The organism is Vreelandella neptunia, from assembly GCF_022489065.1.
Classification (GTDB): domain Bacteria; phylum Pseudomonadota; class Gammaproteobacteria; order Pseudomonadales; family Halomonadaceae; genus Vreelandella; species Vreelandella neptunia_A.
This window is the reverse complement of the sequence record NZ_JAKVTW010000014.1, coordinates 96,126-121,803: the sequence shown is the minus strand read 5'-3', so window position 1 is coordinate 121,803 and position 25,678 is coordinate 96,126. Positions and strand designations below refer to the sequence as shown.

General features: G+C 56.4%; 23 protein-coding genes. 15 read left to right on the top strand and 8 right to left on the bottom strand.

What is annotated here, in order from left to right; genetic code table 11:
• Positions 1-40: 40 nt before the first annotated feature.
• The 4 genes from MLE19_RS16785 (at position 41) to MLE19_RS16770 (ending at position 3,021) form a co-directional block, all read left to right on the top strand.
• The gene (locus MLE19_RS16785; RefSeq protein WP_176304286.1) at positions 41-634 is read left to right on the top strand and encodes a YggT family protein; all 594 of its coding nucleotides are present in this window, start codon (positions 41-43) and stop codon (positions 632-634) included.
• A gap of 86 nt (positions 635-720) precedes the next feature.
• Positions 721-1,932, top strand: a complete 1,212-nt coding sequence (metX, locus tag MLE19_RS16780; protein ID WP_240719272.1) for a homoserine O-succinyltransferase MetX — start codon at positions 721-723, stop codon at positions 1,930-1,932.
• Positions 1,932-2,525: a methionine biosynthesis protein MetW gene (gene metW, locus MLE19_RS16775; RefSeq protein WP_240719283.1), complete on the top strand. Its 594-nt coding sequence runs from the start codon at positions 1,932-1,934 to the stop codon at positions 2,523-2,525. Before metX ends, metW begins: the two co-directional genes overlap by 1 nt.
• A 46-nt stretch (positions 2,526-2,571) precedes the next feature.
• Positions 2,572-3,021: a DUF4426 domain-containing protein gene (locus MLE19_RS16770; protein WP_240719271.1), complete on the top strand. Its 450-nt coding sequence runs from the start codon at positions 2,572-2,574 to the stop codon at positions 3,019-3,021.
• Positions 3,022-3,041: 20 nt separating this feature from the next.
• Here the strand turns inward: MLE19_RS16770 and sfsA are convergent, their stop codons facing one another.
• The gene (gene sfsA, locus MLE19_RS16765; RefSeq protein WP_240719270.1) at positions 3,042-3,770 is read right to left on the bottom strand and encodes a DNA/RNA nuclease SfsA; all 729 of its coding nucleotides are present in this window, start codon (positions 3,768-3,770) and stop codon (positions 3,042-3,044) included.
• Positions 3,770-4,930 (bottom strand): aminotransferase class I/II-fold pyridoxal phosphate-dependent enzyme, encoded by a 1,161-nt coding sequence (locus MLE19_RS16760; RefSeq protein ID WP_240719269.1) that lies wholly within the window; start codon positions 4,928-4,930, stop codon positions 3,770-3,772. The genes sfsA and MLE19_RS16760 overlap by 1 nt, the downstream gene beginning before the upstream one ends.
• A gap of 197 nt (positions 4,931-5,127) precedes the next feature.
• On the opposite strand from MLE19_RS16760, the gene dksA reads away from it, so the two are divergent.
• The 11 genes from dksA (at position 5,128) to MLE19_RS16705 (ending at position 17,539) form a co-directional block, all read left to right on the top strand.
• On the top strand, positions 5,128-5,565 hold the full coding sequence (dksA, locus tag MLE19_RS16755) for an RNA polymerase-binding protein DksA (RefSeq protein WP_008958813.1): 438 nt from the start codon (positions 5,128-5,130) through the stop codon (positions 5,563-5,565).
• A 99-nt stretch (positions 5,566-5,664) separates the two neighbouring features.
• The gene (gene gluQRS / locus MLE19_RS16750) at positions 5,665-6,576 is read left to right on the top strand and encodes a tRNA glutamyl-Q(34) synthetase GluQRS (RefSeq protein ID WP_240719268.1); all 912 of its coding nucleotides are present in this window, start codon (positions 5,665-5,667) and stop codon (positions 6,574-6,576) included.
• Position 6,577: 1 nt separating this feature from the next.
• Positions 6,578-6,754: a hypothetical protein gene (locus MLE19_RS16745; protein ID WP_175540387.1), complete on the top strand. Its 177-nt coding sequence runs from the start codon at positions 6,578-6,580 to the stop codon at positions 6,752-6,754.
• A 1-nt stretch (position 6,755) separates the two neighbouring features.
• On the top strand, positions 6,756-9,704 hold the full coding sequence (locus tag MLE19_RS16740) for an ATP-binding protein (RefSeq protein ID WP_240719282.1): 2,949 nt from the start codon (positions 6,756-6,758) through the stop codon (positions 9,702-9,704).
• Positions 9,682-11,070 (top strand): sigma-54-dependent transcriptional regulator, encoded by a 1,389-nt coding sequence (locus tag MLE19_RS16735; protein WP_240719267.1) that lies wholly within the window; start codon positions 9,682-9,684, stop codon positions 11,068-11,070. The genes MLE19_RS16740 and MLE19_RS16735 overlap by 23 nt, the downstream gene beginning before the upstream one ends.
• Positions 11,071-11,959: 889 nt before the next feature.
• Positions 11,960-13,342, top strand: a complete 1,383-nt coding sequence (gene pcnB, locus MLE19_RS16730) for a polynucleotide adenylyltransferase PcnB (protein WP_240719266.1) — start codon at positions 11,960-11,962, stop codon at positions 13,340-13,342.
• An 11-nt stretch (positions 13,343-13,353) separates the two neighbouring features.
• Positions 13,354-13,848, top strand: a complete 495-nt coding sequence (gene folK / locus MLE19_RS16725; RefSeq protein WP_240719265.1) for a 2-amino-4-hydroxy-6-hydroxymethyldihydropteridine diphosphokinase — start codon at positions 13,354-13,356, stop codon at positions 13,846-13,848.
• A gap of 158 nt (positions 13,849-14,006) precedes the next feature.
• Positions 14,007-14,798, top strand: coding sequence for a 3-methyl-2-oxobutanoate hydroxymethyltransferase (gene panB / locus MLE19_RS16720; RefSeq protein WP_240719264.1), 792 nt, complete (start codon positions 14,007-14,009; stop codon positions 14,796-14,798).
• A gap of 77 nt (positions 14,799-14,875) precedes the next feature.
• On the top strand, positions 14,876-15,730 hold the full coding sequence (gene panC, locus MLE19_RS16715; protein ID WP_240719263.1) for a pantoate--beta-alanine ligase: 855 nt from the start codon (positions 14,876-14,878) through the stop codon (positions 15,728-15,730).
• A gap of 28 nt (positions 15,731-15,758) precedes the next feature.
• Entirely contained in the window at positions 15,759-16,139 is a 381-nt protein-coding gene (panD, locus tag MLE19_RS16710; RefSeq protein ID WP_240719262.1) for an aspartate 1-decarboxylase, read from the top strand.
• Positions 16,140-16,360: 221 nt separating this feature from the next.
• A complete protein-coding gene (locus MLE19_RS16705) occupies positions 16,361-17,539 on the top strand; it encodes an acetyl-CoA C-acetyltransferase (protein WP_240719261.1) in 1,179 nt (392 codons plus the stop codon).
• 69 nt (positions 17,540-17,608) lie between these two features.
• Here the strand turns inward: MLE19_RS16705 and MLE19_RS16700 are convergent, their stop codons facing one another.
• The 6 genes from MLE19_RS16700 to infB form a co-directional block, all read right to left on the bottom strand.
• Positions 17,609-18,778, bottom strand: a complete 1,170-nt coding sequence (locus MLE19_RS16700) for an MFS transporter (RefSeq protein ID WP_240719260.1) — start codon at positions 18,776-18,778, stop codon at positions 17,609-17,611.
• Positions 18,779-18,948: 170 nt separating this feature from the next.
• A complete protein-coding gene (pnp, locus tag MLE19_RS16695) occupies positions 18,949-21,117 on the bottom strand; it encodes a polyribonucleotide nucleotidyltransferase (protein WP_240719259.1) in 2,169 nt (722 codons plus the stop codon).
• A 162-nt stretch (positions 21,118-21,279) separates the two neighbouring features.
• On the bottom strand, positions 21,280-21,549 hold the full coding sequence (gene rpsO / locus MLE19_RS16690; RefSeq protein ID WP_007111823.1) for a 30S ribosomal protein S15: 270 nt from the start codon (positions 21,547-21,549) through the stop codon (positions 21,280-21,282).
• Positions 21,550-21,724: 175 nt separating this feature from the next.
• Entirely contained in the window at positions 21,725-22,645 is a 921-nt protein-coding gene (gene truB, locus MLE19_RS16685; RefSeq protein WP_240719258.1) for a tRNA pseudouridine(55) synthase TruB, read from the bottom strand.
• Positions 22,645-23,091: a 30S ribosome-binding factor RbfA gene (gene rbfA / locus MLE19_RS16680; RefSeq protein WP_240719257.1), complete on the bottom strand. Its 447-nt coding sequence runs from the start codon at positions 23,089-23,091 to the stop codon at positions 22,645-22,647. The genes truB and rbfA overlap by 1 nt, the downstream gene beginning before the upstream one ends.
• 18 nt (positions 23,092-23,109) lie before the next feature.
• Complete coding sequence (infB, locus tag MLE19_RS16675; RefSeq protein ID WP_240719256.1) at positions 23,110-25,671, bottom strand: translation initiation factor IF-2; 2,562 nt, start codon at positions 25,669-25,671, stop codon at positions 23,110-23,112.
• Positions 25,672-25,678: the final 7 nt, after the last annotated feature.

Sequence of the window (25,678 nt, the reverse complement as noted above, 5' to 3'; positions counted from 1 at the left end):
GCGCAGCCGTTAAGCTACGAATCATCAAGGAGACATAATAATGGGCAATGAATTGGGCAGTGCAGGGTTAATGCTGGTAAATACCCTCATCAATATTTACCTCTTTTTACTGATGCTGCGCTTCCTGCTGCAGGCGTCGCGGGCGGATTACTACAACCCGCTAAGCCAGTCGGTGGTCAAAATCACCCAGCCGGTAGTCGGCCTGTTTCAAGGCTTTTTAGGCCCCGTTGCTGGTCGTTTTGATCTCGCTACGTTGGCGGCAGGCTTTGTCTTGAAAGTCGTTAGTATTGTCGCCATTTTCATGGTCATCGGCGTTGGCATGCCGCCGATTCCTGGCCTACTCATCGCGGGTGTGGCGGCATTAGCGAATGCGATTTTAAAAATCTACTTCTTCGCCATGATTGTGATGATTATCTTGAGCTGGGTAGCGCCTAACGCCAGCCACCCTGGCGCACTACTGGTGATGCAGTTGGTGGAGCCCATTATGGCACCGGTACGTAAGGTGGTTCCGTCGCTGGGCATGATCGACCTTTCGCCAATCGTGGTGTTTATTGCCATTAACCTGATTGATGGTTTGGTGGTCGGCTCCATGATTCGCGCTGCGGGCATTTCCGGCGCACTGGTCGGCTTGTGATCGCGGCTGACTACCAGCTGTTTATTTAATGAATCTATTCGAGTTGATTCATTTAGTTGCACTTTTTAGCAGGACTAGCGCCTTAAATGCCTGATTCAGATACGCTTGCGTTTGCAGACCGCCCGGAGGGCTCCGTCGGCCTGGTCACCCCGCACGTAGCACGCTTCGACACGCCGCTCGCCCTCGCCTGCGGCAAGGTGCTGCCTGCCTACGAGCTCATTTACGAAACCTACGGCACGCTAAATGCTGAGCACAGCAACGCGGTGCTGATCTGCCACGCGCTCTCCGGCCACCATCACGCTGCGGGCTACCATAGTGAAGAAGACCGCAAGCCCGGCTGGTGGGACGCTCACATCGGCCCTGGCAAAGCGATCGACACCAACCGCTTTTTTGTGGTTTCGCTGAATAACCTCGGCGGCTGCCACGGCAGCACCGGCCCTGTCAGCCACAATCCTGGCACTGGCCGCCAGTGGGGACCTGAATTCCCCATGGTCACGGTGAGCGATTGGGTGGCCAGCCAAGCGCGCCTTGCCGACCACCTAGGGATTGAGCGCTGGGCCGCCGCAGTCGGCGGCAGCCTGGGCGGCATGCAAGTGATGCAGTGGACAATGACTTACCCGGAGCGGGTGGCCAACGCCGTCGTGATTGCCGCCACACCGCGACTCTCAGCACAAAATATCGCCTTTAACGAAGTGGCTCGCCAAGCGATACGCTCCGATCCTGAGTTTTTCGATGGCTGGTACGCTGAGCACGACACCGTGCCAAAGCGTGGGCTGAAACTGGCGCGCATGGTGGGGCACATTACCTATTTGTCAGAAGATGCCATGGGCAGCAAGTTTGGCCGCGATCTGCGCAGCGACGACCTTAACTTTGGCTTCGACGTCGAATTCCAAGTGGAGTCCTACTTACGCTATCAGGGCGATACGTTTTCCACTGCCTTTGACGCCAATACCTACCTGCTGATGACCAAAGCACTGGACTACTTTGACCCGGCTGCTACTCAAGGCGGTGACTTTGCCAAGGCGCTTGCGCCTGCGCAGTGTCCGTTTTTGATTGTCAGCTTTACCACCGACTGGCGCTTCCCGCCCTCGCGCTCAAGGGAGCTGGTCGATGCGCTCACTCGGGCGGGCAAATCGGTCAGCTATGCCAATATTGAGTCGCCCCACGGACACGATGCGTTCCTGCTCTCAGAGCCGCGCTACGACGCTATCGTCAGCGCCTTTATGAACCGCGCCGCCCGAGAGTTGAATCTCCCCCAGCTGGCCAAACAAGAGCTGGAAACGGAGGAGACGCCATGATGCGCGCCGATCTTGAACTGATTTACGACTGGGTGCCCGAAGGCGCTCACGTGCTGGATCTAGCCTGTGGCAACGGCGAACTGCTGGAGAAGCTGGGTCGCAATAAAGGCGTGACCGGCTATGGCTTAGAGATCGACCACGACGGCATTAATGCCTGTGTGGAACGTGGTGTCAGCGTGATTGAGCACAATCTGGACGACGGCTTAAGCAGCTTCTGCGACAACAGCTACGATCAGGTGATCATGACCCAAGCGCTGCAGGCGCTGCGCCGCCCGGACAAAATGCTTGATGAGATGCTGCGCGTTGCGGAAGAGGGCATTATCACCTTCCCCAACTTCGCCTACTGGCGCCACCGAGTGCATTTGGGCCTTCGCGGGTATATGCCAGTGTCGAAATCGCTACCCCACGCTTGGTACGACACGCCCAATATCCACCTCTCCACTTTTAACGACTTTGAGCATCTATGCCGCGAAAAGGGCTTGGTGATTGTTGATCGTGCGGTGGGCGTAGGGGATCATCAAGGCCACTGGAAATCGCGGCTATGGCCCAATCTGTTTGGTGAAATTGCTATTTTCCGCGTTCGCCGCCGCTAGGTTGATACGTTTGCCCTGGCTTATGACGATTTATGGAGACACGCCCATGTTACGCCGCCTAATCATCAGCGCCGCCCTTATCGGCACGCTCTTCGCCACCACTGCAGCCTACGCAGAACAGTTCGCCCAGGTTGGCGATTACGAAATTCACTACAGCGCAGTGAACAGCAGCTTTTTGACCCCGGAAGTGGCCCAAGCGAACAATCTTCAGCGCAGCGCTAACCGCGGCCTGGTCAATGTGAGTGTTCGCGAGCGTCAGGAGGATGGCAGCACCCGGCCCGTTAACGCCAGCGTGCAGGGCCATGTGAGCGGCTTAACGGGCGCCCAGGAGTCGCTTAGCTTTCGCACCGTGCACGACGGCGATGCCACCTACCACTTGGCGCCCTTTACCATGCGCGAAGATGAAAGCATGCGCTTTGAGTTAAGCGTTCGCTACGACCGCAACGCCGCTCCCGAACCGGTGAACTTTATTCAGCGTTTTTATATTGATCGCTAAGCCCTATTTCTAAGCCCTAACTACACACGGACAGGCAGGCTGCGGGTTAACCGCACTCCAATGGGGCGCTGTTGCTCCCGGATCACGTCAATACCATAGGCCAGCACTTCCACCCCGCTGGCCGCAGCCTCCGCCAGGGCTGCCGCGTAAGTCGCGTCAATATGCGCAGCGGCGGCCACGTCAGCAATGCTTTCATGGGCGACACAAAACAGCAGCACCGCCCGTTCGCCCTGCTCCGCAAGCACTCGCAATAAATGCAGATGCTTGGTGCCGCGCACGCTCACCGAGTCAGGAAAGTAGCCATGGCCGTTCGGCTCTTTTAGGGTGACCTGCTTCACCTCGATATACGCCCGCCCCCGCTCTGGATCATCCAGCCTAAAATCGAGGCGGGCATCGGCTACTTTCACTTCCCGGCGCAAGGTGGCATAGCCTGCCAACGGTGCCAAAGCCCCCGCCTCCAGCGCCGCTTCAACAATGCGATTGGCCCGGCCAGTATGCACCGAGGCGAGCGCCACCTGCCCATCAGCTTGCGGGAGTTCGATAAATTCCCAGGTCCAGGCCAGCTTGCGCTTAGGGTTATCGCTGGGTGACAGCCACACACGACATCCTGGCACGTTCACTGCTTTCATCGAGCCGGTATTGGGACAGTGAGCGACCACCTCGCGGCCATCGTCCAACAGGACATCGGCAAGAAACCGTTTATAGCGCTTGAGCAGTATGCCCGGTACAAGCGCTGGATAGCCCAGCATCACAGCCTGCCCACAAAGCGGGTAATCCGCGCCACCGCCTCTTCCAGGCGGGCCACATCATTGGTGAAGGCAATACGCACATGGTGTTCGCCGCCACGCACGGCAAAATCAATACCGGGGGTAATCGCCACGTTCTCTTCCAGCAGCAGGCGCTCACAGAAGGATTGGCTATCGCGGCTGTAGCGGGAGATATCCAGCCATAAATAGAACGCCCCTTGTGGCGGCAGATCCGGCGCCAGCCCTAAGCCTGCCAAGCCCTCTAAAAGCACCTGACGGCGCTCTTTAAGCGTTTCGCGACGCTGTTCGAGAATCCCCCGGCATTCCGGCGTAAATGCTGCCAGAGCGGCATGCTGTGAAGGCGTCGGTGCGGCAAGGAACATATTCTGCGCCAGTCGGGTTAATGGCTCTACCGCATGCTCAGGCGCCACCAGCCAGCCCAAGCGCCAACCGGTCATGCCGAAATATTTTGAGAAGCTATTCACCACAAAAGCACTGTCTGAGAGCGAAGTCGCCGAGAGCGGCGCATCGTCGTAGTTAAGGCCCTGATAAATCTCATCGACGATCACCTCGCCTTGGCGCTCAGCAACAGCGGCCATCACAGCAGCAAGTTGCTCAGCGCTAAGCGTATGGCCGGTGGGGTTAGAGGGCGATGCCAGCATCGCTAGGCTCGTCTTCTCACGCCAATGCTGCGCCACCAAGGCGGCATCCAATTGCCAGCCGCTCTCACGCCCCACGGAGACTGCATCAATCTCGGCGCCCGCCAAGGCCATAAAATGGCGGTTACAAGGATAGTTTGGGTCAGCCATCAGCACTCGTGAGCCACTTTCAACTAATAGCTGGCTGGCCAACATCAGCGCCCCTGAAGCACCGGGCGTTACTAAAATACGCGCTGGATCTACCGTGGCGTTAAAGTGCTCAGCGTAGTGCCCGGCAATGGCCTGGCGAAGCGCGGGCAAGCCGGCCGCGGGTGTATAACGAGTATGACCATTGGCAAGCGCCGCTTGCCCTGCTGCAATGATCGGCTCAGGGGTGGCAAAATCGGGTTCACCCACTTCCAGATGAATCACATCAAAACCAGCAGCTTCCCGCGCCTGGGCCATTTCCAACAAATGCATGACCCGAAAAGGGGCAACGTGATCGACACGCGAATTCCAGGCCATAATGGCTCCTTGATCTACTCTTTATTAAACGATAACTAAAACATGGCCCTAGTCATATTCGAGGCACTACTATCGTAGAAAGTGCACCATTATGCTTGCAACCTAGTCATTTTTCAGCTAAACAAGCATCCCTTTGGCGTGAGATCGTGACATACGCTCATGGTCGATCAGTAGTCACATATGTAAGGGGCAGTCCCATGCCAGTAGCAGAAAAGAAAACGGAAGCGTCCAAGTCCTTCACCCCGTATGAGCCAGCGCCGGGTGAAGAGTATATGAACGAGCAGCAGCTAGCGCACTTCCGTCAGCTGCTGCTGGATTGGAAACAAGATCTCATGGAAGAGGTGGATCGTACCGTACGCCACCTGCAGGAAGATGCGAATAACTACGCCGACCCCGCCGACCGCGCTACCCAGGAAGAGGGCTTTAGCCTGGAACTGCGCACCCGGGATCGCGAGCGTAAGCTGCTTAAGAAAATTAACGAGACGTTGGATAATATCGATGATGACGATTACGGTTTCTGCGAAGCCTGCGGCGTTGAAATCGGCATCCGTCGTTTAGAAGCTCGCCCCACCGCTACGCTCTGCGTGGATTGCAAAACCTTGGCAGAACTAAAAGAAAAACAGCTTGGCGGCTGAGCGCTAAAAGAACGTTCTATTCGAACGCGGGCACCTTAGGGTGCCCGTTTTTGTTAATGACCTTTTTGCATGACGAAAGCTTCCTACAACGACGCTACTATGAAGAATTCTGCTCGCTATCGTGGCCGCTTTGCGCCTACGCCCTCTGGCCCGCTGCACTTTGGCTCACTGGTCGCCGCCCTAGGCAGCTATTTAGATGCCCGCGCGGCCAATGGGCAGTGGCTGGTGCGTATTGAAGATATTGACCCACCCCGCTGCCCTGAAGGTGCGGCGAGCACCATTTTGCGCCAGCTGGAAACCTTTGGTCTTGAGTGGGATGAGGAAGTCATGTGGCAGCACGCCCGTGGCGATGCTTATCAACACGCTTTAGATCGGCTGATACAGCTAGATCTTGCCTACCCCTGCAGCTGTTCGCGTAAGCAGTGGCAAGGGTTTGATATTTACCCTGGCTGGTGCCGTAATAGCATTTGCGATGCGAATAAACCGGTGGCCTGGCGGCTGCGCAGCGACCTTGGCGAGCGCCCTATCCTTTGGCAAGACCGGCTGTTCGGCGAACAACAGTTTGACCCCGCTGAACTTGGCGATGTGGTATTAAAGCGTAAAGATGGCCTATGGGCGTATCAGCTAGCCGTCGTAGTGGATGACGCCGATCAGCAGATTACCGATGTGGTACGCGGGCTCGATTTGCTCGACAACACCCCTTGGCAGCGCCAACTACAGAGCGCGCTTCAACTGTCGCAGCCGCGCTACCTGCACTTGCCGCTCGTCGTTACCGCTGAAGGGCAAAAGCTCTCAAAGCAAAACCTGGCTCCGGCCCTGGTAGAAGACGAACAGGAAGTGCGCCAGCAGCTCTTTCAAGCGCTGGAAGCACTTGATCAAACGCCACCCCAGGAACTTGCCTCCGAGCCCCCGGCGACTCAGTTACACTGGGCGGTAGCAAACTGGTCATTGGCGCGGCTACGGCCTACGGCACACCGCTTAACTCCCTCTTTACGTTCAGCAGGAGATTGATATGTACGTCTATCGCATCATGCTGTTTTTGGTGTTTGGCGGCTACCTGCTCTCGCCACTGCTGATGAATGGCTGGAGTGATCCTGAGTCTGCCTGGTACCGGCCATTTGCGATATGGGGCGGCTTGATTGCGTTAACCCTCTGGCTGGAGCAGAAGAGGAAGCTTGATGAACGTTGAGATGAACGTTGAGATAGTCGGCGTCCTACTGCTGGGGCTGGGGTATTTAGCGCTGCTGTTTGGCTGCGGTTTTGCGGTAGAGCGAGGCTGGGTGCCGGTGCATATTACCCGCCACCCGATTGTTTACACCCTTGCTCTCGGCGTTTACGCCAGCGCCTGGGCAATCTACGGCAGTGTGGAAATGGCCGCTAATGCAGGGTTTGGCTACCTTGCCTACTACCTTGGTGCGGCGGGCGCTTTCTTACTTGCTCCTGTGCTGCTGGTGCCCATCCAGCGCATTACCCGCACCTATCAGCTATCTTCGCTGGCGGATCTGTTTGCCTTTCGTTTTCGTTCCCGCTGGGCAGGCACGCTGGTCACGTTAGTCAGCCTGCTGGCAGTGCTGCCGCTATTGGGCATTCAGGTCCAAACTCTGAGTCATGCCATCAATATCATGACCGCAAGCCAAGCAGGGGGCAGCGTTGCGCTGCTTTTCTGTGTGGTCATAGCCGCCTTCGCGGTGGTTTTCGGCGCTCGTCACAGCCAGTCGCACGGCCGACACGACACCCTACTCAGCGCTATCGCCTTTGAGTCCATCGTTAAACTGCTGGCCATGCTAGGGCTTGGTGCGGTGGCACTGTGGATGGTGTTTGACGGACCCGGCGATCTTCAGCAATGGCTTGAGGGGCCAGGTGCGTTACTTCAGCAACAGACGCCCAAGTTTGACCCTGCCCAGTGGCGGACTTTGCTACTGCTGTTTTTTGCCGCGGCGTTTATGATGCCGCATCTGTTTCATATCAGCTTCGCGGAGAGTCTTTCGCGGCACACCCTTCTACAGGCGAGCTGGGCGCTGCCGCTTTTTCTACTCCTCATGGCACTGCCAGTGCCACTGATCTGGTGGGCGGCTCAATCGGTTAATCCCGATATACCTATTGCCGCCTATGCGGCGTACATGATGACCGAGCATTGGTGGGTGGGGGCGCTGGCCTTTATCGGCGGCCTAGCGGCTGCCAGCGGCACCATGATAATGATTGCATTAGCGCTCTCCGGCATGGTGCTCAACCATATTGTGCTGGTAGCCAGGCCCCCGGAAGCGCGCAGTGACCTTTACGGCTGGCTGCTATGGCTACGCCGCGGCTTAGTCGTTGCGGTGATTATCGGTGGCTGGCTGTTTTACCAGTGGGTAGGCCGCCACCACGGCTTAATCGGCCTTGGGTTAGCTGCGTTTGTGGGCATGGCTCAGTGCCTGCCCGGCATGCTGGCACTGCTCTATTGGCCGGGCGCTAACCGTAAAGGCATGATTGTTGGCTTGGTCGCAGGCGTCAGCGTCTGGCTATGGGGCTTATGGCTGCCGCTTATGCTCTCCCTGCCTGCGCCAGTGCTACCCTTTACGCCGTTCACCGCCGCCGATGCGCCACTGTGGTACAACGTCACGCTGTTGTCATTAGCGGTCAATATTCTGCTGATGATCGTGATATCGCTGTTCACGAGTATTTCAGAAGGTGAGCAGTCCGCCGCAGAGGCGTGCTCCGTAGATGCGGTTATCCGCTCCAAACGTTTCCCCTTAGAAGCCGCCACCGCTAGCGACTTTTCCGCGCACTTAGCCCAGGCACTCGGCGATGAAGCGGCCAGCCGAGAAGTTGCCCGTGCCTTGAAAGCACTCAACTTAACGCCCCAGGAGCGCCGACCCTACGCACTGCGCCGCTTACGTGACCGCATTCAGGCGAACTTGTCAGGTTTAATGGGCCCGTCGGTAGCCCGGGATATTGTCGACCGCTACCTGCCCTATCGCCACGATGACGCCCCGGAAACCGACGATATTCACTTTGTCGAGAGCCGTTTAGAAGCCTACCGCTCACGGCTAACGGGGTTAGCCCGGGAACTCGACGGCTTGCGCCGCCACCACCGCCAAACCCTGGCCTATCTGCCCGTCGGGCTGTGCGTGCTAGGCGATGACGATGAACTACTAATGTGGAATCAGGCGCTCTCGCAGCTCTCGGGGATTAGCGGTGAAAGCGTGATCGGCTCGCGCCGGGATAGCCTGCCCGCTCCCTGGCCCCGGCTTTTGGGCAGCGTCCTAGATGCGACCCCAGGCCCACTCTACAAACAAGCGGTGACGCTGCACGGCAAGGATTACTTTCTGACCCTGCATAAAGCTATTCTCAGCGGCCATGACAGCCGTGGTGGCAGCGTCATTTTGATTGAAGACCATACCGAAATGAAGTGGCTGGAAGATGAGCTGGTGCATGCGGCGCGCCTCGCCTCCATTGGCCAGTTGGCTGCCGGGGTCGCCCATGAAATTGGCAACCCCATTACCGGCATCTCGTCCTTGGCTCAGAACCTACGCTACGACACCGATGACCCTGCCCTGTTGGAAACAGCCGATCAGATCCAACAGTTAACCCAACGAGTGACGAAAATCGTCAACTCATTGGTCGGCTTTGCTCATGGTGGGCGGCAAGCAGTGCCACTCCCAGCCTCTCCCGTGGCACTATCATCGATTAGCGAAGATGCGTTGCACTTGATCCACCTCGCCCGCTCGGGAGAGGATGTTACCTTAACCAATGAGACGCCCAACGATTTGGTGGTCCGCGGTGATGCTCAGCGGTTAACCCAGGTAATGGTCAATCTACTCAGCAATGCCCGAGATGCCTGCGGCCAAGGCGGGCTGGTGAATATTGATGCAGGACGCGATGAACAGCTTGCCTGGTGGCGGGTGACAGACAACGGTCAGGGTATCGATCCACGGGTGCGCGACCACTTATTTGAGCCCTTTACCACCACCAAGCCAGCAGGCGAAGGCACCGGTCTGGGTCTTTCACTGGCTTATCAGATTATCAATGAGCACCAGGGTAAAATAGACGTGGCCTCGCCACCGCCCGGACAGCCTCGCGGTACCGCCATTACATTATGGCTGCCGCTTTACCAACAGGATGATCAGCCAACCCATGCCCAGGATTCTGATTGTTGAAGATGAAGCGATTATTCGCAGTGCGCTGAAGCGACTGCTGGAACGCCATGACTACACGGTCAGCGAAGCAGGTAGCGCTGAAGAAGCCTGCCAGCTTGAACCCAAAGGGTTTGATCTCATCATCAGTGACCTTCGCTTGCCGGGTGAACCAGGCACCTCCTTGATCGCTGCTGCAGCGCCAGTGCCGGTACTGATCATGACCAGCTACGCCAGCATGCGTTCTGCGGTGGAAGCGCTCAAACAGGGCGCTGTGGACTACGTTGCCAAGCCGTTTGACCACGCAGAGCTACTGGAAACCGTCGAGCGCATCCTCCACAAGCAGTCGATGCAGCAGAGTCCTCCACCGGATATCACCGATGCCGGCGGCAGCCGACAAACCATGATCGGCAACTGCGAGGCCATGCAGCTTGTTTACACCCGTATTCGCAAAACAGCGCCAGCGGATGTGACCGTACTGATTCTGGGCGAGTCGGGTACGGGGAAAGAGCTTGTCGCACGGGCCATACACCAGCAGAGCAAACGCGCTAAAGCGCCGCTAATCAGCGTTAACTGCGCGGCGATTCCAGAAACGCTGATTGAGTCTGAACTGTTCGGTCATGAAAAAGGCGCCTTTACCGGCGCCAGCGCTGCGCGCACCGGCTTGGTCGAAGCTGCCGATGGCGGCACGCTATTTTTGGACGAAATTGGCGAGCTGCCCCTGGATGCCCAGGCGCGGCTGTTGCGCGTTCTTCAAGAGGGCGAAATTCGTAAAATTGGCTCGGTAGAAACCCGCCACGTTAACGTTCGCCTGATTGCCGCCACCCACCGTGACCTGCGGGCGCTGTCAAAAACCGGCGAGTTCCGCCTCGATCTTTATTACCGACTGAACGTCATGCAGATCGAGCTGCCGCCGCTGCGCGAACGCGAAGACGATGTGCTCGAAATCGCCGACATTCTGCTCGATAAAGCATGTAAACGACATGAGCGCACGGGGCTTCGCCTATCCCGTGCGGCCCGCCAGGATTTACGCGACTACCCATGGCCCGGCAATGTTCGTGAACTGGAAAACGCTCTTGAGCGCGGCGTCATTCTCGCTGAGGGACACCTCATACACCCGGATGATTTAGGTCTGGCGCCCATCACTGCTCGCTCTCATGCACCAACCAATAACAATTCAGTTGCCGCTGTCAGCACGGATAAAATTGCCGAAGAGAATGAAGACGACCTCTCGCTAGAGGATTACTTTCAGCACTTTGTGCTCGAGCACCAAGACCAAATGAGCGAAACGGAGTTGGCGCAAAAACTTGGCATTAGCCGTAAAAACCTTTGGGAGCGGCGCCAACGGCTGGGTATACCGCGTAAAAAAACCGCCCGGCGCCCAGATTGAAGCACTCGGTAACGGTTACACAGTGGCGCCTACGACCATTGTCTAATACACTGATTTTAAATAACAAACATCAAATTCATCGCTGTCTGACACTGTTACCTTCCCACACAATATCACGCACAAACGGACGCGAAAGGGGTAACACTTCTAGCACCGCAAAGTTCCTCTCTGTTTCAAAAAACGCCAACCTTTTGAAATTTATAATTTATCAAATAGGTGGCACACCGCCTGCAGTATTACTGGGTAAGAAAAACAAACTGGGCATAGCGGTAGGTCGCTAACAAAAACAACATGACCTCGCCCCCACCTGAGCCACAACAAAAACAACAGGGCCAGGTAGAGATAAAGGTACTAACAAGAACAATAGGCTTGAATCTCATTACTTGCAGGCGCAAGCAGCACAGGCGCTGAGAACAATAACAAGAGAGTAAGTAGCCCGATAAGGACGCGACGTACACCACAACTTGCATCCTAACAACAACAATAGCAGTCAATGTGTACACCCCGGCGCCAATAATAATTCCTCGGGGGGAGAAAAGTTCGCGGTTGGATTATTGTTTTGAATACGAGGCGGTCGGAACCATCGTGATCCTTACGCCTACCGACTGCGGTGCGTATTCAGGGCGATGTGCCATCATGAAGAAAAACAGCAGCATGGACGCTGATTAATTGCTTAATAGGGGAGGCTCTCTTAGCCTCCCCTTTCCGTGTTTGGCACTTGGGTTTTCACACGTCAACGTAAAGTGCTTCGCAAGCCGCTCTTTGCAAGCCACTCTTTGCAAGCCATCAAGGGTCGGCTACACTCAGCCACTAACTGTTTATGTTCAGTACTCGTTTGAAGTGCTTACTAATGACTACTTTTTCGTACCCTGCGAGTTGAAATTATCGCATGCTTAAAGGATTTACCCGTTTCCTACACAGCCCGGGGGAGCAATTGAAAACCTTGCTCGATCCCCAAGAGAGCACCACCACGGCCCTCTCTCCGCGTAACATACCTCGGTCCGAGCACCCTGTTTCTCGCCAGCATATTAGTGATGCCGCTTTAAAAGTGCTTTATCGCCTTAGCGGTGCCGGTTACGACGCCTATTTGGTGGGCGGCTGCATTCGCGATGCACTGCTTGGGAAGATGCCTAAGGATTTTGATGTCGCCACCAATGCGACGCCCGAGCAGGTTCGTGACCTGTTCCGTAATTCACGCCTGATCGGCCGCCGTTTTCGGATTGTCCATGTGCGCTTTGGCCGAGAGGTCATTGAGGTCACCACCTTCCGTGGCAAACCCCAAGACGAGCATGGCGATCATATTGCCCATCAATCCGATGAAGGGTTATTGCTGCGTGACAATGTGTGGGGCAATATCGAAGAGGATGCGCTGCGTCGCGACTTCACCGTTAATGCGCTCTACTACAATATTGCTGATTTCAGTATTACTGATTTTGCCAACGGCGCCAGCGATATCCAAACACGGACGTTGCGGCTAATTGGCGACCCGGCAACGCGTTACCGCGAAGACCCGGTACGCATGCTGCGGGCAGTGCGCTTTGCGGCCAAGCTCGACTTCACGCTAGACCCGGCCACCGAAGCGCCCATGTACGACCAGGCGCCGTTGCTGCTGCAAATTCCCCCAGCGCGGCTATTCGATGAAGTGCTCAAGTTGTTTATGTCGGGCCACGGTTTGGTCACGTTCCGCCTACTCAGCCACTATGGCCTGTTCGGCATGCTATTCCCCGAAGCTGAAGAGGCCATGGCCGATGCCGCTTGGGCGGAAGAGCTGATTGAACAAGCGCTGACCAATACCGACAAGCGAATTGCCGAAGAGCGCCCGGTCACCCCCGCTTTTCTACTCGCAGCGTTCCTGTGGGCGCCGGTCAAGCAGCGCCAGGAAGAGCTTGAGCAAGAGGGCATGCCAGCGATTCCCGCCTTGCAAGCCGCTGCTCAGCAGGTCGTTTCTCGTCAGTTAGAGTTCACCTCGATTCCCAAACGCTTTGGCATTCCCATGCGTGAAATCTGGGAGTTGCAGCAGCGTTTGCCCCAGCGGCGTGGCAAAAAAGCCTTCCAAACCCGCGAGCATCCGCGCTTCCGAGCAGGCTACGATTTACTCCTGCTGCGCGAGCAGGCGGGCGAGATACCACGTGGTTTAGGCGAGTGGTGGACCGCGTTTCAACGCGGCGATGAGCATGAACAGCGGCGCTTACTGCAAAAAGTTGGCGGCGATCCGGCTAGTCAGGGTGATGGTCGGCGCAAACGGCGGCGTAAGCCGCGTGCAAAAGAGTAGCAAGCCGGCGCGTGGGCACATCTCCTCAACTCGTTTATATTGGCCTCGGCAGCAATCTTGAGTCGCCCGTCGAGCAGGTTCGCGAAGCACTTCATGAACTTGCAACGCTGCCGCTGAGCCGTTTGGCGGCAGCGTCCTCACTCTATGCCAGCCGTCCTGTCGGGCCTCAGGATCAGCCAGATTTTATCAACGCCGTGGTGGCCCTTGATACACGCCTCTCGCCGCTGGCGCTACTCGACCAGCTTCAGGCGTTAGAGCAGCAGCATCGCCGCCGCCGACAGCGGCATTGGGGGCCCCGTACGCTCGATCTTGACCTGCTGCTCTACGCCAACAACACTATCGACAACCCCCGCCTACGAGTTCCCCACCCGCACATGACCACCCGCGCCTTTGTACTGTTACCGCTCGCAGAGATCGCGCCTTCACTCAACCTTCTCCAACAGCCGCTAATAGCTTGGCTTAAACGCGTTGAAGACCAGGAGTTGGAACGCTTAGCCGACGCCTAGAGTGCGGCTAACGCTACCATCTGACACAAATCTCGACACCGACACGCCATTCAGGTAACAATTGCCGGTTACGCCACTTCACGCAGGCAGGGATGCAGCGTTAATAATGGCCGGCTGCCTATGTCGCATCGGCCTCACGTAGAACATGAGAGCACGCCATGAAAACCGTCACTCTAAGCACACTGCAGGCCTACAAGCAGGCTGGCGAGACGTTTAGTTGCCTAACCGCTTACGATGCCTCCTTTGCCAACGCGGCAAGCCAAGCAGGCATTGATGTTCTGCTGGTGGGCGATTCGCTGGGCATGGTGCTACAAGGCCACAACAGCACCCTGCCCGTCACTATTGAAGACATCGTCTACCACACCCGCTGTGCTGCGCGCGGTAAAGGCCATAGCCTGCTGATGGTGGATCTGCCGTTTATGAGCAATGCCACCACCGAGCGTCTGCTCGAAGATGCCGCTGCCGTGATGCGAGCAGGTGCAGAGCTGGTCAAACTGGAAGGCGAAGCGTGGATGGCAGAGGGCATTCGTGAACTGACTCGCCGCGGTGTGCCGGTATGTGCGCACCTCGGTTTAACCCCGCAAACCGTGCACCAGCTTGGCGGCTATAAGGTTCAGGGCCGCGACGCCGCGCAAGCGGAACGCATCATTAATGATGCAAAAGTGCTTGTGGAGGCAGGCGCCTCGGTGATTCTGCTGGAGTGCGTTCCCGCCAGCCTGGGCAAAGCGGTCACCGAAGCACTAAATGTGCCGGTCATCGGCATTGGTGCGGGTCCTGACACCGATGGTCAGATTTTGGTGATGCACGACGTACTCGGTGTTACCCATGGCCGCACACCGCGCTTCGTGAAAAATTTCATGGTTGATGCGGATAGTATTCAAGCTGCTTTCCAGCACTACCACGAGGCGGTCAAAGCCCGCACGTTCCCGGCTCAAGAGCACTGTTTTTAAACGAACGCTTGTAATACGATCGCTTTTGAAAATAGCGCGGCTACCAGCCTTATTTTTGCTACTAACGCGAAACGATTATGCGCACTTTGCGAGACATTGATCAGCTACGCAGCACGCTGCGGGAACACCGTCAACGCGGCCAGCGCATTGCCCTGGTACCAACCATGGGCAATCTGCACGCTGGGCACTTAGCGCTGGTTGCCTGCGCCCGCCAGCACGCTGACATCGTGGTCTCCAGCCTGTTTGTAAACCCGATGCAGTTTGGGCCAGGCGAGGATCTTGACGGCTATCCAAGAACGTTTAGCGCCGACCAGTCGCAACTAACCGAGGCAGGCTGCGATGTTCTGTTCGCCCCTGCCGTCAGCGCACTTTATCCCAATGGATTAGACGCCCAGACCCGTGTGCATGTGCCCGTGGTGGGGAAAGGGCTTTGCGGTGGTTCGCGCCCTGGACATTTTGATGGCGTTTCCACGGTGGTCAGTATGCTGTTTAACTTGGTACAGCCAGACGTTGCTTGCTTTGGGGAGAAGGATTACCAACAGCTCGCGGTGATTCGTAAGCTGGTACGCGACCTGCACATGCCCATTGAGATCATCGGTGTGCCAATCGTGCGCGCAACGGACGGCTTGGCGCTCTCATCCCGCAATGGCTATTTAAGTGTGGAGGAGCGTGCAACCGCCCCTGCGCTCTACCGCACGTTATGTATGCTGCGCGATGCTCTTGAGCGCGGAGCCGCTATTGATGAGTCACTTGATCAGGGTAAAGCTGCGCTAAGTGAAGCGGGTTTTACACCGGACTACCTGGAGTTGCGTGACGCATCGCTCGCATCGGTTAGCCCAGCCACCCGCCATGCAGTAATACTGGCTGCGGCCAAGCTAGGCCCGGCCCGGTTAATCGATAATATCACTGTGCAACTGCCAGCCAGCGAATAAATAAACAACGGGGAATATAGGAACTCACATGCATACCATTATGCTCAAAGCCAAGCTTCACATGGCACGCGTCACGCACGCGGTACTCAACTACGAAGGCTCCTGTGCCATCGACGGCGACCTGTTGGATATGGCGGGCATTCGCGAAAATGAGCAGATCCAGATTTACAACGTTGAGAACGGCGAACGCTTCACTACTTACGCTATTCGCGGTGAGGAGGGCTCAAAGCTAATCTCGATCAATGGCGCGGCAGCCCATCTTGCCGCCCCCGGCCACCGCATTATTATCTGCAGCTACGCCCACTATTCTGACGCTGAGCTTGAAAAGCATCAGCCTGCACTGGTCTACCTTCAAGAAGGCAATCAGGTCAGTCACACCAGCAATATTATGCCGGTGCAACTGGCCTAGCATTACGCTGCCGCCACTGTTTCTTTAAACGGGCCATTATTTGGCCCGTTTTTATTTGCCTATAAAAGCGTATTGCCGCAACGCCCCCCCTTCCCCTATGCTGAAGAGACGGCTGACAAAGCACGCATAAAAGAGTACGGCTGAACAAAGTTCGGCTGAAAGGGTACGCCTATCGGGCATCTGGTTTCAGAGTGTCTGCTATTTACTCCAGGAGTCATGTTATGCAAGAAGTAGTCATTGTTGCGGCACGCCGCACCGCCGTAGGCGCTTTCGGGGGCTCCCTTGCGGGCATTCCAGCGAGCGACCTTGGCGCCCTGGTAATCAAGGATATCCTCGCCTCGACCGGCGTTTCTCCTGATCAAGTTGATGAAGTACTGCTAGGCCAGGTGCTCACTGCAGGCGTAGGTCAAAATCCTGCACGCCAAGCGGCTATTAAAGGCGGCCTGCCGGATTCGGTACCGGCCATGACCATTAACAAAGTGTGCGGCTCGGGCCTTAAAGCACTACATCTAGCGACTCAGGCTATTCGCTGCGGCGATGCCGAGCTGATTCTAGCCGGTGGCCAGGAGAACATGTCCGCCTCGCCTCATGTGCTGCCCAATTCACGCAATGGCCAGCGCATGGGTGATTGGAAGGCGATTGATTCCATGGTGCACGACGGCCTGTGGGATGCGTTCAACAACTACCACATGGGCATTACCGCCGAGAACTTAGCTGAGAAGTACGGCATTACCCGCGAAGCGATGGATGAGTTCGCCGCTGCGTCCCAGCAGAAAGCTGCTGCCGCCATTAAAGAGGGCAAGTTCAAAGGCCAGATCGTGCCGGTGGAAATCCCTCAGCGCAAAGGCGACCCGGTGGTATTTGATACCGATGAAAACCCACGCGAAGTGACCGCTGAAAAACTTGGCGGCATGCGCCCGGCATTTAAGAAAGATGGCACCGTTACCGCTGGTAACGCCTCGGCACTTAACGACGGCGCGGCGGTGGTGATGCTCTGCTCCGCCGAAAAAGCCAAGCAGCTGGGGCTAGAACCGCTGGCACGTATTGTGGCTTACTCTAACGCAGGCGTTGACCCAGCCATCATGGGCATCGGCCCCGCGCCGGCAACCCGCCGCTGTCTGGAGAAAGCTGGCTGGAGTCTGGATGATCTGGACTTAGTCGAAGCCAACGAGGCATTTGCCGCCCAGGCGCTATCCGTCAACAAAGAGCTAGGCTGGGATACATCTAAAGTGAACGTCAACGGCGGCGCGATTGCCCTAGGCCACCCGATCGGTGCCTCCGGCTGCCGCGTACTGGTCACGCTGCTCCACGAAATGATCGCCCGCGATTCGAAGAAAGGCTTAGCCACACTGTGTATCGGCGGTGGCCAGGGCGTAGCATTGGCGATTGAGCGTCCTTGATGAGTGACTGAGGTGAACGCCTAACCAATGCCCCCGCTACTCACGGGGGCATTTTTTTACGCTTTTGGCTCAACGTCTCTTCTGACCCACGACCTTGGCTGGCGTACTTAGCACCAGTAGCGCCCCTAGCAGGAATAGCCCCGAGGCGGCCCACATGGCAATAGGCAGGCTAGTGCCATCTACCAACCGGCCCCCTAGCATAGCCCCCAAACCAATCGACATGTTGAAGGTAAATGCCATCAAGGCCGTGGCGGCTTCGGTGTTGGGTGCTGTGCGTATAATCCAGGTTTGAATGCTGACCGACACGCTGCCAAACACCGCCCCCCACACCATAAGCAGCATCACACCGCTGCTCGGCTGAATCCCCAGCAGCGGAAATAGAGCGACAACGATAAGCAGTAGGCTCGGAATCGCCAGCACCGCACGGTAAGGGTGACGCCCGGCAAATATGCCGGCTGCGATATTACCCAGAATGCCCGCCGCCCCGTAAAGCAGCAGCAGGCTGCTTACATGGCGTTGGGAAATACCGCTGATCTCTTGCAGGATGGGACTAATAAAGGTGTAGGCAGCGAAGTGCCCAACGACCACAAAAGCCGTCGTGAGCACCGCCACCCGCACACCGCGATTTCTAAACTGTTGGGCGAGCACGCGGAGCCGCACCGGCTCTCTTGGTGGTAGCGGCGGTAGCCAAAACCACAGCGCAACAGCCGTTAATAGGCTTAAACCACCCAGAGATCCAAAGGCAACTCGCCAGTTACTTAGATCCCCCAGCAGCGTGCCCAATGGTACGCCCAGCACTGACGCGGCGGCTACGCCACCAAAAATCATTGTCATCGCTTTAGGCACTTGGGCCTCAGGCACTAAACGCGGGGCAATGCTGCCCGCCACCGCCCAAAAACCACCGATACTCAACCCCACCAGCACGCGGGCGGCGAGCAGCAGCACGAAGCTGCTCGCTATTGCCGAAAGCACACTTCCTACCACCATCACAACCATCAGTAGCGTGAGCATAATACGTCTATCCAAACGCCCCACGGCAACCGGCAGCAACGGCGCAGAAAAGGCCGCCACCACGCCAGGCACCGTGACCATTAAACCTGCCATACCAGGGGTAACGCCCATGCTCGATGCCACTTGAGAGAGCAACCCAATCGGTAGCTGTTCAGCGGTCACCAGTAAAAAAATGCCGATCATCACGGCCACTACCGCCCACCAGCGCGGTGCTTGCTCCTGCTCCATCTACTGCTCCCTAGCGACCCAACCAATCATTAACAAAACTGACATTAACAAAGCTGACATTAAAAAACTTAGCATCAACAAACTGACAGCTAAGAAAACCGGCCTCAACAAACAGAACCGCCCCCGCAGCCAGAGGCTACGAGGGCGGTATCAGAAACCTAACTAGCGATTTAAAGCGTCGTTTCGGTTTCCGTCACTTCTGCTGCAAAAGCGGTTTTCTCTTCTTCGGTAATCTCTTTCATCGACAGCTTCACGCGGTTGCGGTTGTCGATATCGAGCACCTTCACGATCACGTCATCGCCTTCGTTCAAGAAGTCGCGCACGTTGTTAACGCGCTCGGCTACGATCTGCGAGATGTGAACCAGACCATCGGTTCCCGGCATGATGTTAACAAACGCACCGAAGTCGGCAATACGCACAACCTTGCCGTTGTACAGCTTGCCGATTTCCGCTTCGGCGGTAATCGCCAGTACGGTATCAATCGCACGCTTGGCGGCAGCTTTGTCTTCCGCGTAAATCCGCACGGTGCCATCATCGTCAAGGTCGATTGAGGCGCCGGTGTCTTCGCAAATTTTGCGAATGGTCGCGCCACCTTTACCGATGACGTCACGGATCTTGTCCGGATCGATTTTAATCGTCGCCATGGACGGCGCGTTGTCGGAGACATCGCTACGGCTCTGGCTGATCACGACATTCATCTGCTCAAGAATACTCAGACGCGCGGTCAGGGCTTGCTGCAGCGCGAGTTCCATAATCTCTTCGTTGATGCCTTCGATCTTGATGTCCATCTGCAGGGCGGTGATGCCCTCTTCAGAACCGGCCACTTTAAAGTCCATATCGCCAAGGTGATCTTCATCGCCCAGGATATCGGTCAATACCGCAAAACCATCGGCGTCTTTCACTAGGCCCATGGCAATACCGGCGACCGGTGCTTTTAGCGGTACGCCCGCGTCCATCAGGGCCAGCGAAGAGCCACACACAGAGGCCATCGAGCTTGAGCCGTTAGACTCAGTAATTTCAGAGACGACCCGAATGGTGTAGGGGAACACATCTTCGGACGGCAGCATTGCCTGCACACCACGACGAGCCAAGCGGCCATGGCCGATTTCGCGACGCTTGGGGCCGCCCATAAAACCAGCCTCACCTACCGAATAGGGAGGGAAGTTGTAGTGCAGCATAAAGCGGTCTTTACGCTCGCCTTCTAGCGATTCGATCAGCTGTGAATCACGCAGCGTGCCAAGCGTTGCCACTGCAATCGCCTGGGTCTCACCGCGAGTGAAAACAGCAGAGCCGTGCGCTTTGGGCAGCACACCGACTTCGATGGCCAAGGGGCGCACGGTTTGGTTATCACGACCGTCAATACGCGGCTCGCCTTTTACAACGCGTGAACGGACAACGCGTTTTTCCAGGGCTGCGAAGGCACCTTTCACGTCATCTTTACTGAACTTATCGTTAACCGGTTCGCCTTCATCGGCAGCCAGCTGGTCAACCGCCTGACCTTTCAGTTCAGCCAGCGCATCCTGGCGCTGCATTTTATCGGTAATGCGATAGGCATCGCCCACTTTAGCTTCAAAGGCATCGGCCATCGCCGTTTTAAGCGCTTGGTTCTCTTCGGCGGCCTGCCACTCCCAACGCGGCTTGCCCGCTTCGGCGACCAGCTCGTTGATCGCGCTAATCGCAACCTGCATCTCCTGGTGACCGAACAGCACGGCACCCAGCATTTCGTCTTCGAGCAGCTCTTTCGCTTCAGACTCAACCATCAGTACGGCTTTTTCAGTACCGGCGACGACCATGTCGAGCTCAGAAGTGGCCAGCTCTTCAACCGTTGGGTTGAGGAAGTAGCCTTGCTCTTCGTTAAAACCAACGCGAGCGGCACCAATCGGGCCGCTAAACGGCACGCCAGAGATGCTTAGCGCAGCGGAGGTGCCAAGCAAAGCGGCAATATCCGGATCGTGGTTACGGTCGGTAGAGAGAACGGTACAGACGACCTGTACTTCGTTCATAAAGCCTTTAGGGAATAACGGACGAATGGGGCGATCGATCAGACGCGAGGTCAGCGTCTCTTTCTCAGTGGGTCGCCCTTCGCGCTTAAAGAAGCCGCCAGGAATCTTGCCCACTGCGTAGGTTTTCTCTTGGTAGTGTACCGAGAGGGGGAAAAAGGGTTGGCTCGGGTTAGCCTCTTTACGAGCAACCACGGTACACAGCACGACGGTGTCATCCATTGTTACCATGACAGCGCCGGTGGCCTGGCGAGCAATCCGCCCGGTTTCGAGCGTTACGGTGCTACGACCGTACTGGAACGTTTTCTTTACCGGATTCACAGCGACTTCCTTCAGCATTATCAATATCTACTTGTCTATTCGTTTAGGTCGTTTTGACTCGTTACCATTCTAGGCGCTGGAGCGCGATAGGGCTACCTGTTCCCTTCCACCGTAAACACTAAACATAAAAAAACGGGCAGCTCACAAGGAGCTGCCCGTTTCTGATCGTTGCCGTTAAGCTTAGCGGCGTAGACCTAAACGCTGAATCAAAGACTGATAGCGTTCGAAATCTTTACGCTTTAGGTAATCCAGCAGTTTACGACGCTGGTTAACCATGCGGATCAGACCACGACGTGAGTGGTGATCCTGCTTGTTGGTTTTGAAGTGATCCTGCAGGCCATTGATGTTGGCGCTCAGCAGTGCAACCTGCACTTCAGGGGAACCGGTATCGTTGTCGCCGCGGCCGTATTCGGTGACGATCTCGGCCTTCTTCTCAGCGGTTAAAGCCATCTGTATCTCCAGTAAGCAATATGCCTAAAAATGAATGGGTGAGACCACGCATATTTGCAGTCTCAAGCTGCTATTTGCGACTTACAATTTGCGAGTTGCAACTTCGCTTTACGTACTCTCTTACGTACGCTGTCTTACCATGTTCCCGTAGGCTGCGGCGTCCTTGCAACTGGCCTTACGAGATAGCGACAGTACTTAACAGTCGCTTCGGCGCCACTTCCTGGGCACCTTTCACTACGCCAAGGCCGATAAACGTCTCGGCGTAATAAAGTCGGGCTAACTCATCCAGCGCAAGCGTGCCGGTGGTTAACGTGGCAGGCTGACCATGGGCCAAACGGGCGTGGGCAGTATCGTCTACCGTCAACGAGGGTAAATGATCTACCAGCACATCCACAGGCATCAGTTCAGCTTCCAGCGCAGCTTGATCAGCCAACGCTTCGAGCGCGTCTAATGTCCACATCTCATCGGCTAAAAAAGGGCCTGTCTTGAGCCTTCTTAATTGACTGATGTGGGCACCACAGCCAAGCGCTTGACCAATATCTTCGGCTAACGTGCGAATGTAAGTGCCTTTACTGCAACTTACCTCCAGCTCGAAAGCTGTGCCATCAAATGAAAGCAGGCGCGCATCATACACGCTTATCCGCCGTGCTGCACGCTCTACGTGTTTGCCTTCACGGGCCAACTCGTAGAGTTTTTTGCCTTGATGCTTTAGCGCCGAATACATGGGTGGCACTTGATCAATCTCACCGCGAAAACGGGTGAGCACAGCTTCCACGTCATCGACGCTTAGGCTGGGAATCTCATGCTGCTCAATAACATTGCCTTCCGCATCGCCGGTATCGGTGATCACCCCGAGTTCTACCCGGGTGCGATACACCTTATCGGCTTCGAGCAAGTGCGACGAAAACTTGGTCGCTTCGCCCAGACAAATCGGCAATAAGCCGGTTGCCATCGGGTCCAGCGTACCGGTGTGCCCGGCTTTTTGAGCCTGAAACAGCCGGCGAACACGCTGCAGTGCATGGTTGCTGGAAAGCCCCTTAGGCTTATCCAGCAGTAGCACGCCATTGACCGGCAAGCCGCGACGTTGACGCGCCACTAGCGAGTCTCCTCACTTTGCTGGGCGTCAGCGTCTTGGTCACCGTCTTGGCCAGTGCCTTGATAATCGTCATCGTTTTGATAGCGTGCGCGATCCGTCGTCACCGCTTCATCGATCAATGAAGAGAGTTGCTGACCGCGTACCACGCTTTCATCGAAATGAAAGCGTAGTTCTGGCACGTGGCGCAGCTTGATGCGCTTAGCAATCTGGCTTCTTAGAAAACCGGCAGCGCGCTTAAGCACCTGCAGGTTCTCTTTAATACGCTCCGGCTCTTGCTCACCCAACAGCGTGACATAGACATCGGAGTAGCCAAGATCACGGCTAACGGTGACACCGCTGACCGTGACCATGCCTAAACGCGGGTCTTTCACTTCGCGTTGAATAAGTACCGCCAGCTCCTTTTGGAGCTGGTCGGCTACCCGGTCGGTACGCTTAAATTCGCGCATGTTTAGCTCCTCGCAGCCTTACAGGCTACGCTCGACCTTCACTTGGTCGAAGACTTCGATCTTATCGCCGACTTGGACATCGTTGTAGTTCTTCACGCCGATGCCACACTCCATGCCGTTGCGCACTTCCTGCACATCGTCTTTGAAGCGGCGCAGCGATTCGAGCTCACCTTCGTAGATCACCACGTCATCACGCAGTACGCGGATCTTCTTATTACGATGCACGTTGCCTTCAACCACCATACAACCGGCGATGGCACCAATCTTCGGCGCACGGAACACGTCACGCACTTCAGCAATACCGACGATCTCTTCTTTCCATTCAGGTGCGAGCATACCGCTCATCGCCTGTTTGACCTCGTCGATCAGCTGGTAGATGACGCTGTAGTAGCGTAGATCCAGGCCTTCGCGCTCAACGATCTCACGGGCAGCGGCGTCAGCACGCACGTTAAAGCCGACCACAATGGCTTCAGACGCTAGCGCTAAGTTGGCATCGGTACCGGTGATACCACCCACACCAGAAGAGACCACGGCGACTTCAACTTCACCCGTGGAGAGTTCTTCCAGGGCGCCTTTGATCGCTTCCAGCGAGCCTTGAACGTCGGCTTTGAGGACGATATTGACCTTGGCCACTTCGTCTTGGCCCATCTGGCTGAACATGTTCTCCAGCTTGGCCTTCTGCTGACGCGCCAGGCGCACTTCGCGGTACTTGCCTTGACGGAAGTTAGCTACTTCGCGGGCTTTCTTCTCGTCAGCAACGACCATAAAGTCATCACCGGCATCCGGCGTACCGCCCAAGCCTTGAATCTCGACCGGCATGGCTGGGCCAACCGAATCAACCTGCTGGGCAAGTTCGTTGGTCAGCGCACGTACGCGGCCGTAGTGCAGGCCTGCCAGGACGATATCGCCCTTTCTCAGCGTGCCGTTCTGAACCAGTACGGTAGCGACCGGACCACGACCTTTATCAAGGCGGGACTCAACCACAACACCTTTACCGGGCGCGGAAGGCACAGCCTTAAGTTCCAGTACTTCAGAGGCTAGCTGGATCGCTTCCAGCAGCTCTTCCATACCTTCACCGGTCTTAGCAGATACATGCACAAACTGGGTATCACCGCCCCACTCTTCGGAGATAACGCCGTGCTGCGACAGCTCATTCTTGATGCGATCCAGATCGATGCCCTGCTTATCGATCTTGTTCACCGCCACCACCATGGGTACTTCAGCGGCTTTAGAGTGCTCAATCGCTTCAATCGTCTGCGGCATCACGCCGTCATCCGCGGCGACAACCAGAATCACGACGTCAGTTGCCTTGGCACCACGGGCACGCATAGCGGTAAACGCTGCGTGGCCAGGGGTATCCAGGAAGGTAACGCCACCGTGGTTATCTTCCACGTGGTAAGCGCCGATATGCTGGGTAATACCACCCGCTTCACCGGTCGCCACTTTCGCTTTACGGATGTAATCGAGCAGCGATGTTTTACCGTGGTCAACGTGACCCATAACGGTAACAACGGGCGAGCGGGTGATCTCTTCGCCTTCATAGGAGATGCCTTCGAGCATTTCCGTTTCCAGCGCGTCATCTTTCACCAGCTTCGGCGTGTGACCCATCTCTTCCACCACGATCGCAGCGGTATCCTGATCGATGGTTTGGTTGATGGTGACTGCCGCGCCCATGTTAAACATGGCCTTGATCACTTCATTGGCCTTGATCGACATCTTGTCGGCCAATTCCGCCACGCTGATAGACTCAGGGATCGATACTTCACGCACGATCGGCTGGGTCGGCTTCTGGAAAGCGTGCTTGCCATTGCCGGTTTGGTTGCCACCACGGCGACCACCACGACGTTGCTCGGCACGTTTTACCTTCTTACCGCCGCCACCGCGTTTGCGCTCTTCGCGATCACCACGATCTTCATCGTCACGACGGCCCTTGGCCTTCGCCGCAGCCTTCTTAGGCGGTGCGGTACGACGGTCAGTGCGGCCCTCTTTCGGCGGCGCTGGCGGCATATCGTCACCCGACGGGGTGTCATCAAGCTCAAGATTGGGCACTTCAAGATCGGGCGTTGCTGGCGCTTTTTCAGCTTTCGGCTTGGCTTCAGCCGCTTTTTTGCTGGCTGCTTCTTCGGCCGCTTTGGCTGCCTGAGCTTTTTGCGCTGCCACTTTCTCTTCAGCTTCCCGCGCATCCGTTACTTTGCGCTCGGCTTCCGCTTCGGCCATATCGCCAACTAACTGGCGTGGGCCAGTGTAGCTTGGCTCTGCGGCTTTCGGCTTCTCATCTTCAGCGCTTTTAACGTACGTTTTCTTCTTACGTACCTGCACTTCGATGGTTTTGCCGCGCTCGCCAGTATTGATCCGGCTGCGGGTTTTACGCGTCAGCGTAATGCGATTTTTGCCCGCTTCAGGGGTGTCGCTGCCGCCGTGGCTCTTCTTCAAGAAACTCAGCAGCTTCTGCTTATCTTCTTCTGACACGGCATCGCTTTCAGAAGCGTGCTTTAAACCAGCTTCTTTCATTTGCTCTAGTAGGCGAGGCACATCACGGCCCACCTTTACTGCGAAATCTTTAACTGTCATATCTGACATATTGACC

Coding starts and splice junctions, on each gene's coding strand:
- MLE19_RS16785 (WP_176304286.1), top strand. CDS start 41: ATGGGCAATGAATTGGGCAGTGCAGGGTTAATGCTGGTAAATACCCTC.
- metX (WP_240719272.1), top strand. CDS start 721: ATGCCTGATTCAGATACGCTTGCGTTTGCAGACCGCCCGGAGGGCTCC.
- metW (WP_240719283.1), top strand. CDS start 1,932: ATGCGCGCCGATCTTGAACTGATTTACGACTGGGTGCCCGAAGGCGCT.
- MLE19_RS16770 (WP_240719271.1), top strand. CDS start 2,572: ATGTTACGCCGCCTAATCATCAGCGCCGCCCTTATCGGCACGCTCTTC.
- sfsA (WP_240719270.1), bottom strand. CDS start 3,770: ATGCTGGGCTATCCAGCGCTTGTACCGGGCATACTGCTCAAGCGCTAT.
- MLE19_RS16760 (WP_240719269.1), bottom strand. CDS start 4,930: ATGGCCTGGAATTCGCGTGTCGATCACGTTGCCCCTTTTCGGGTCATG.
- dksA (WP_008958813.1), top strand. CDS start 5,128: ATGCCAGTAGCAGAAAAGAAAACGGAAGCGTCCAAGTCCTTCACCCCG.
- gluQRS (WP_240719268.1), top strand. CDS start 5,665: ATGAAGAATTCTGCTCGCTATCGTGGCCGCTTTGCGCCTACGCCCTCT.
- MLE19_RS16745 (WP_175540387.1), top strand. CDS start 6,578: ATGTACGTCTATCGCATCATGCTGTTTTTGGTGTTTGGCGGCTACCTG.
- MLE19_RS16740 (WP_240719282.1), top strand. CDS start 6,756: ATGAACGTTGAGATAGTCGGCGTCCTACTGCTGGGGCTGGGGTATTTA.
- MLE19_RS16735 (WP_240719267.1), top strand. CDS start 9,682: ATGCCCAGGATTCTGATTGTTGAAGATGAAGCGATTATTCGCAGTGCG.
- pcnB (WP_240719266.1), top strand. CDS start 11,960: ATGCTTAAAGGATTTACCCGTTTCCTACACAGCCCGGGGGAGCAATTG.
- panB (WP_240719264.1), top strand. CDS start 14,007: ATGAAAACCGTCACTCTAAGCACACTGCAGGCCTACAAGCAGGCTGGC.
- panC (WP_240719263.1), top strand. CDS start 14,876: ATGCGCACTTTGCGAGACATTGATCAGCTACGCAGCACGCTGCGGGAA.
- panD (WP_240719262.1), top strand. CDS start 15,759: ATGCATACCATTATGCTCAAAGCCAAGCTTCACATGGCACGCGTCACG.
- MLE19_RS16705 (WP_240719261.1), top strand. CDS start 16,361: ATGCAAGAAGTAGTCATTGTTGCGGCACGCCGCACCGCCGTAGGCGCT.
- MLE19_RS16700 (WP_240719260.1), bottom strand. CDS start 18,778: ATGGAGCAGGAGCAAGCACCGCGCTGGTGGGCGGTAGTGGCCGTGATG.
- pnp (WP_240719259.1), bottom strand. CDS start 21,117: ATGCTGAAGGAAGTCGCTGTGAATCCGGTAAAGAAAACGTTCCAGTAC.
- rpsO (WP_007111823.1), bottom strand. CDS start 21,549: ATGGCTTTAACCGCTGAGAAGAAGGCCGAGATCGTCACCGAATACGGC.
- rbfA (WP_240719257.1), bottom strand. CDS start 23,091: ATGCGCGAATTTAAGCGTACCGACCGGGTAGCCGACCAGCTCCAAAAG.
- infB (WP_240719256.1), bottom strand. CDS start 25,671: ATGTCAGATATGACAGTTAAAGATTTCGCAGTAAAGGTGGGCCGTGAT.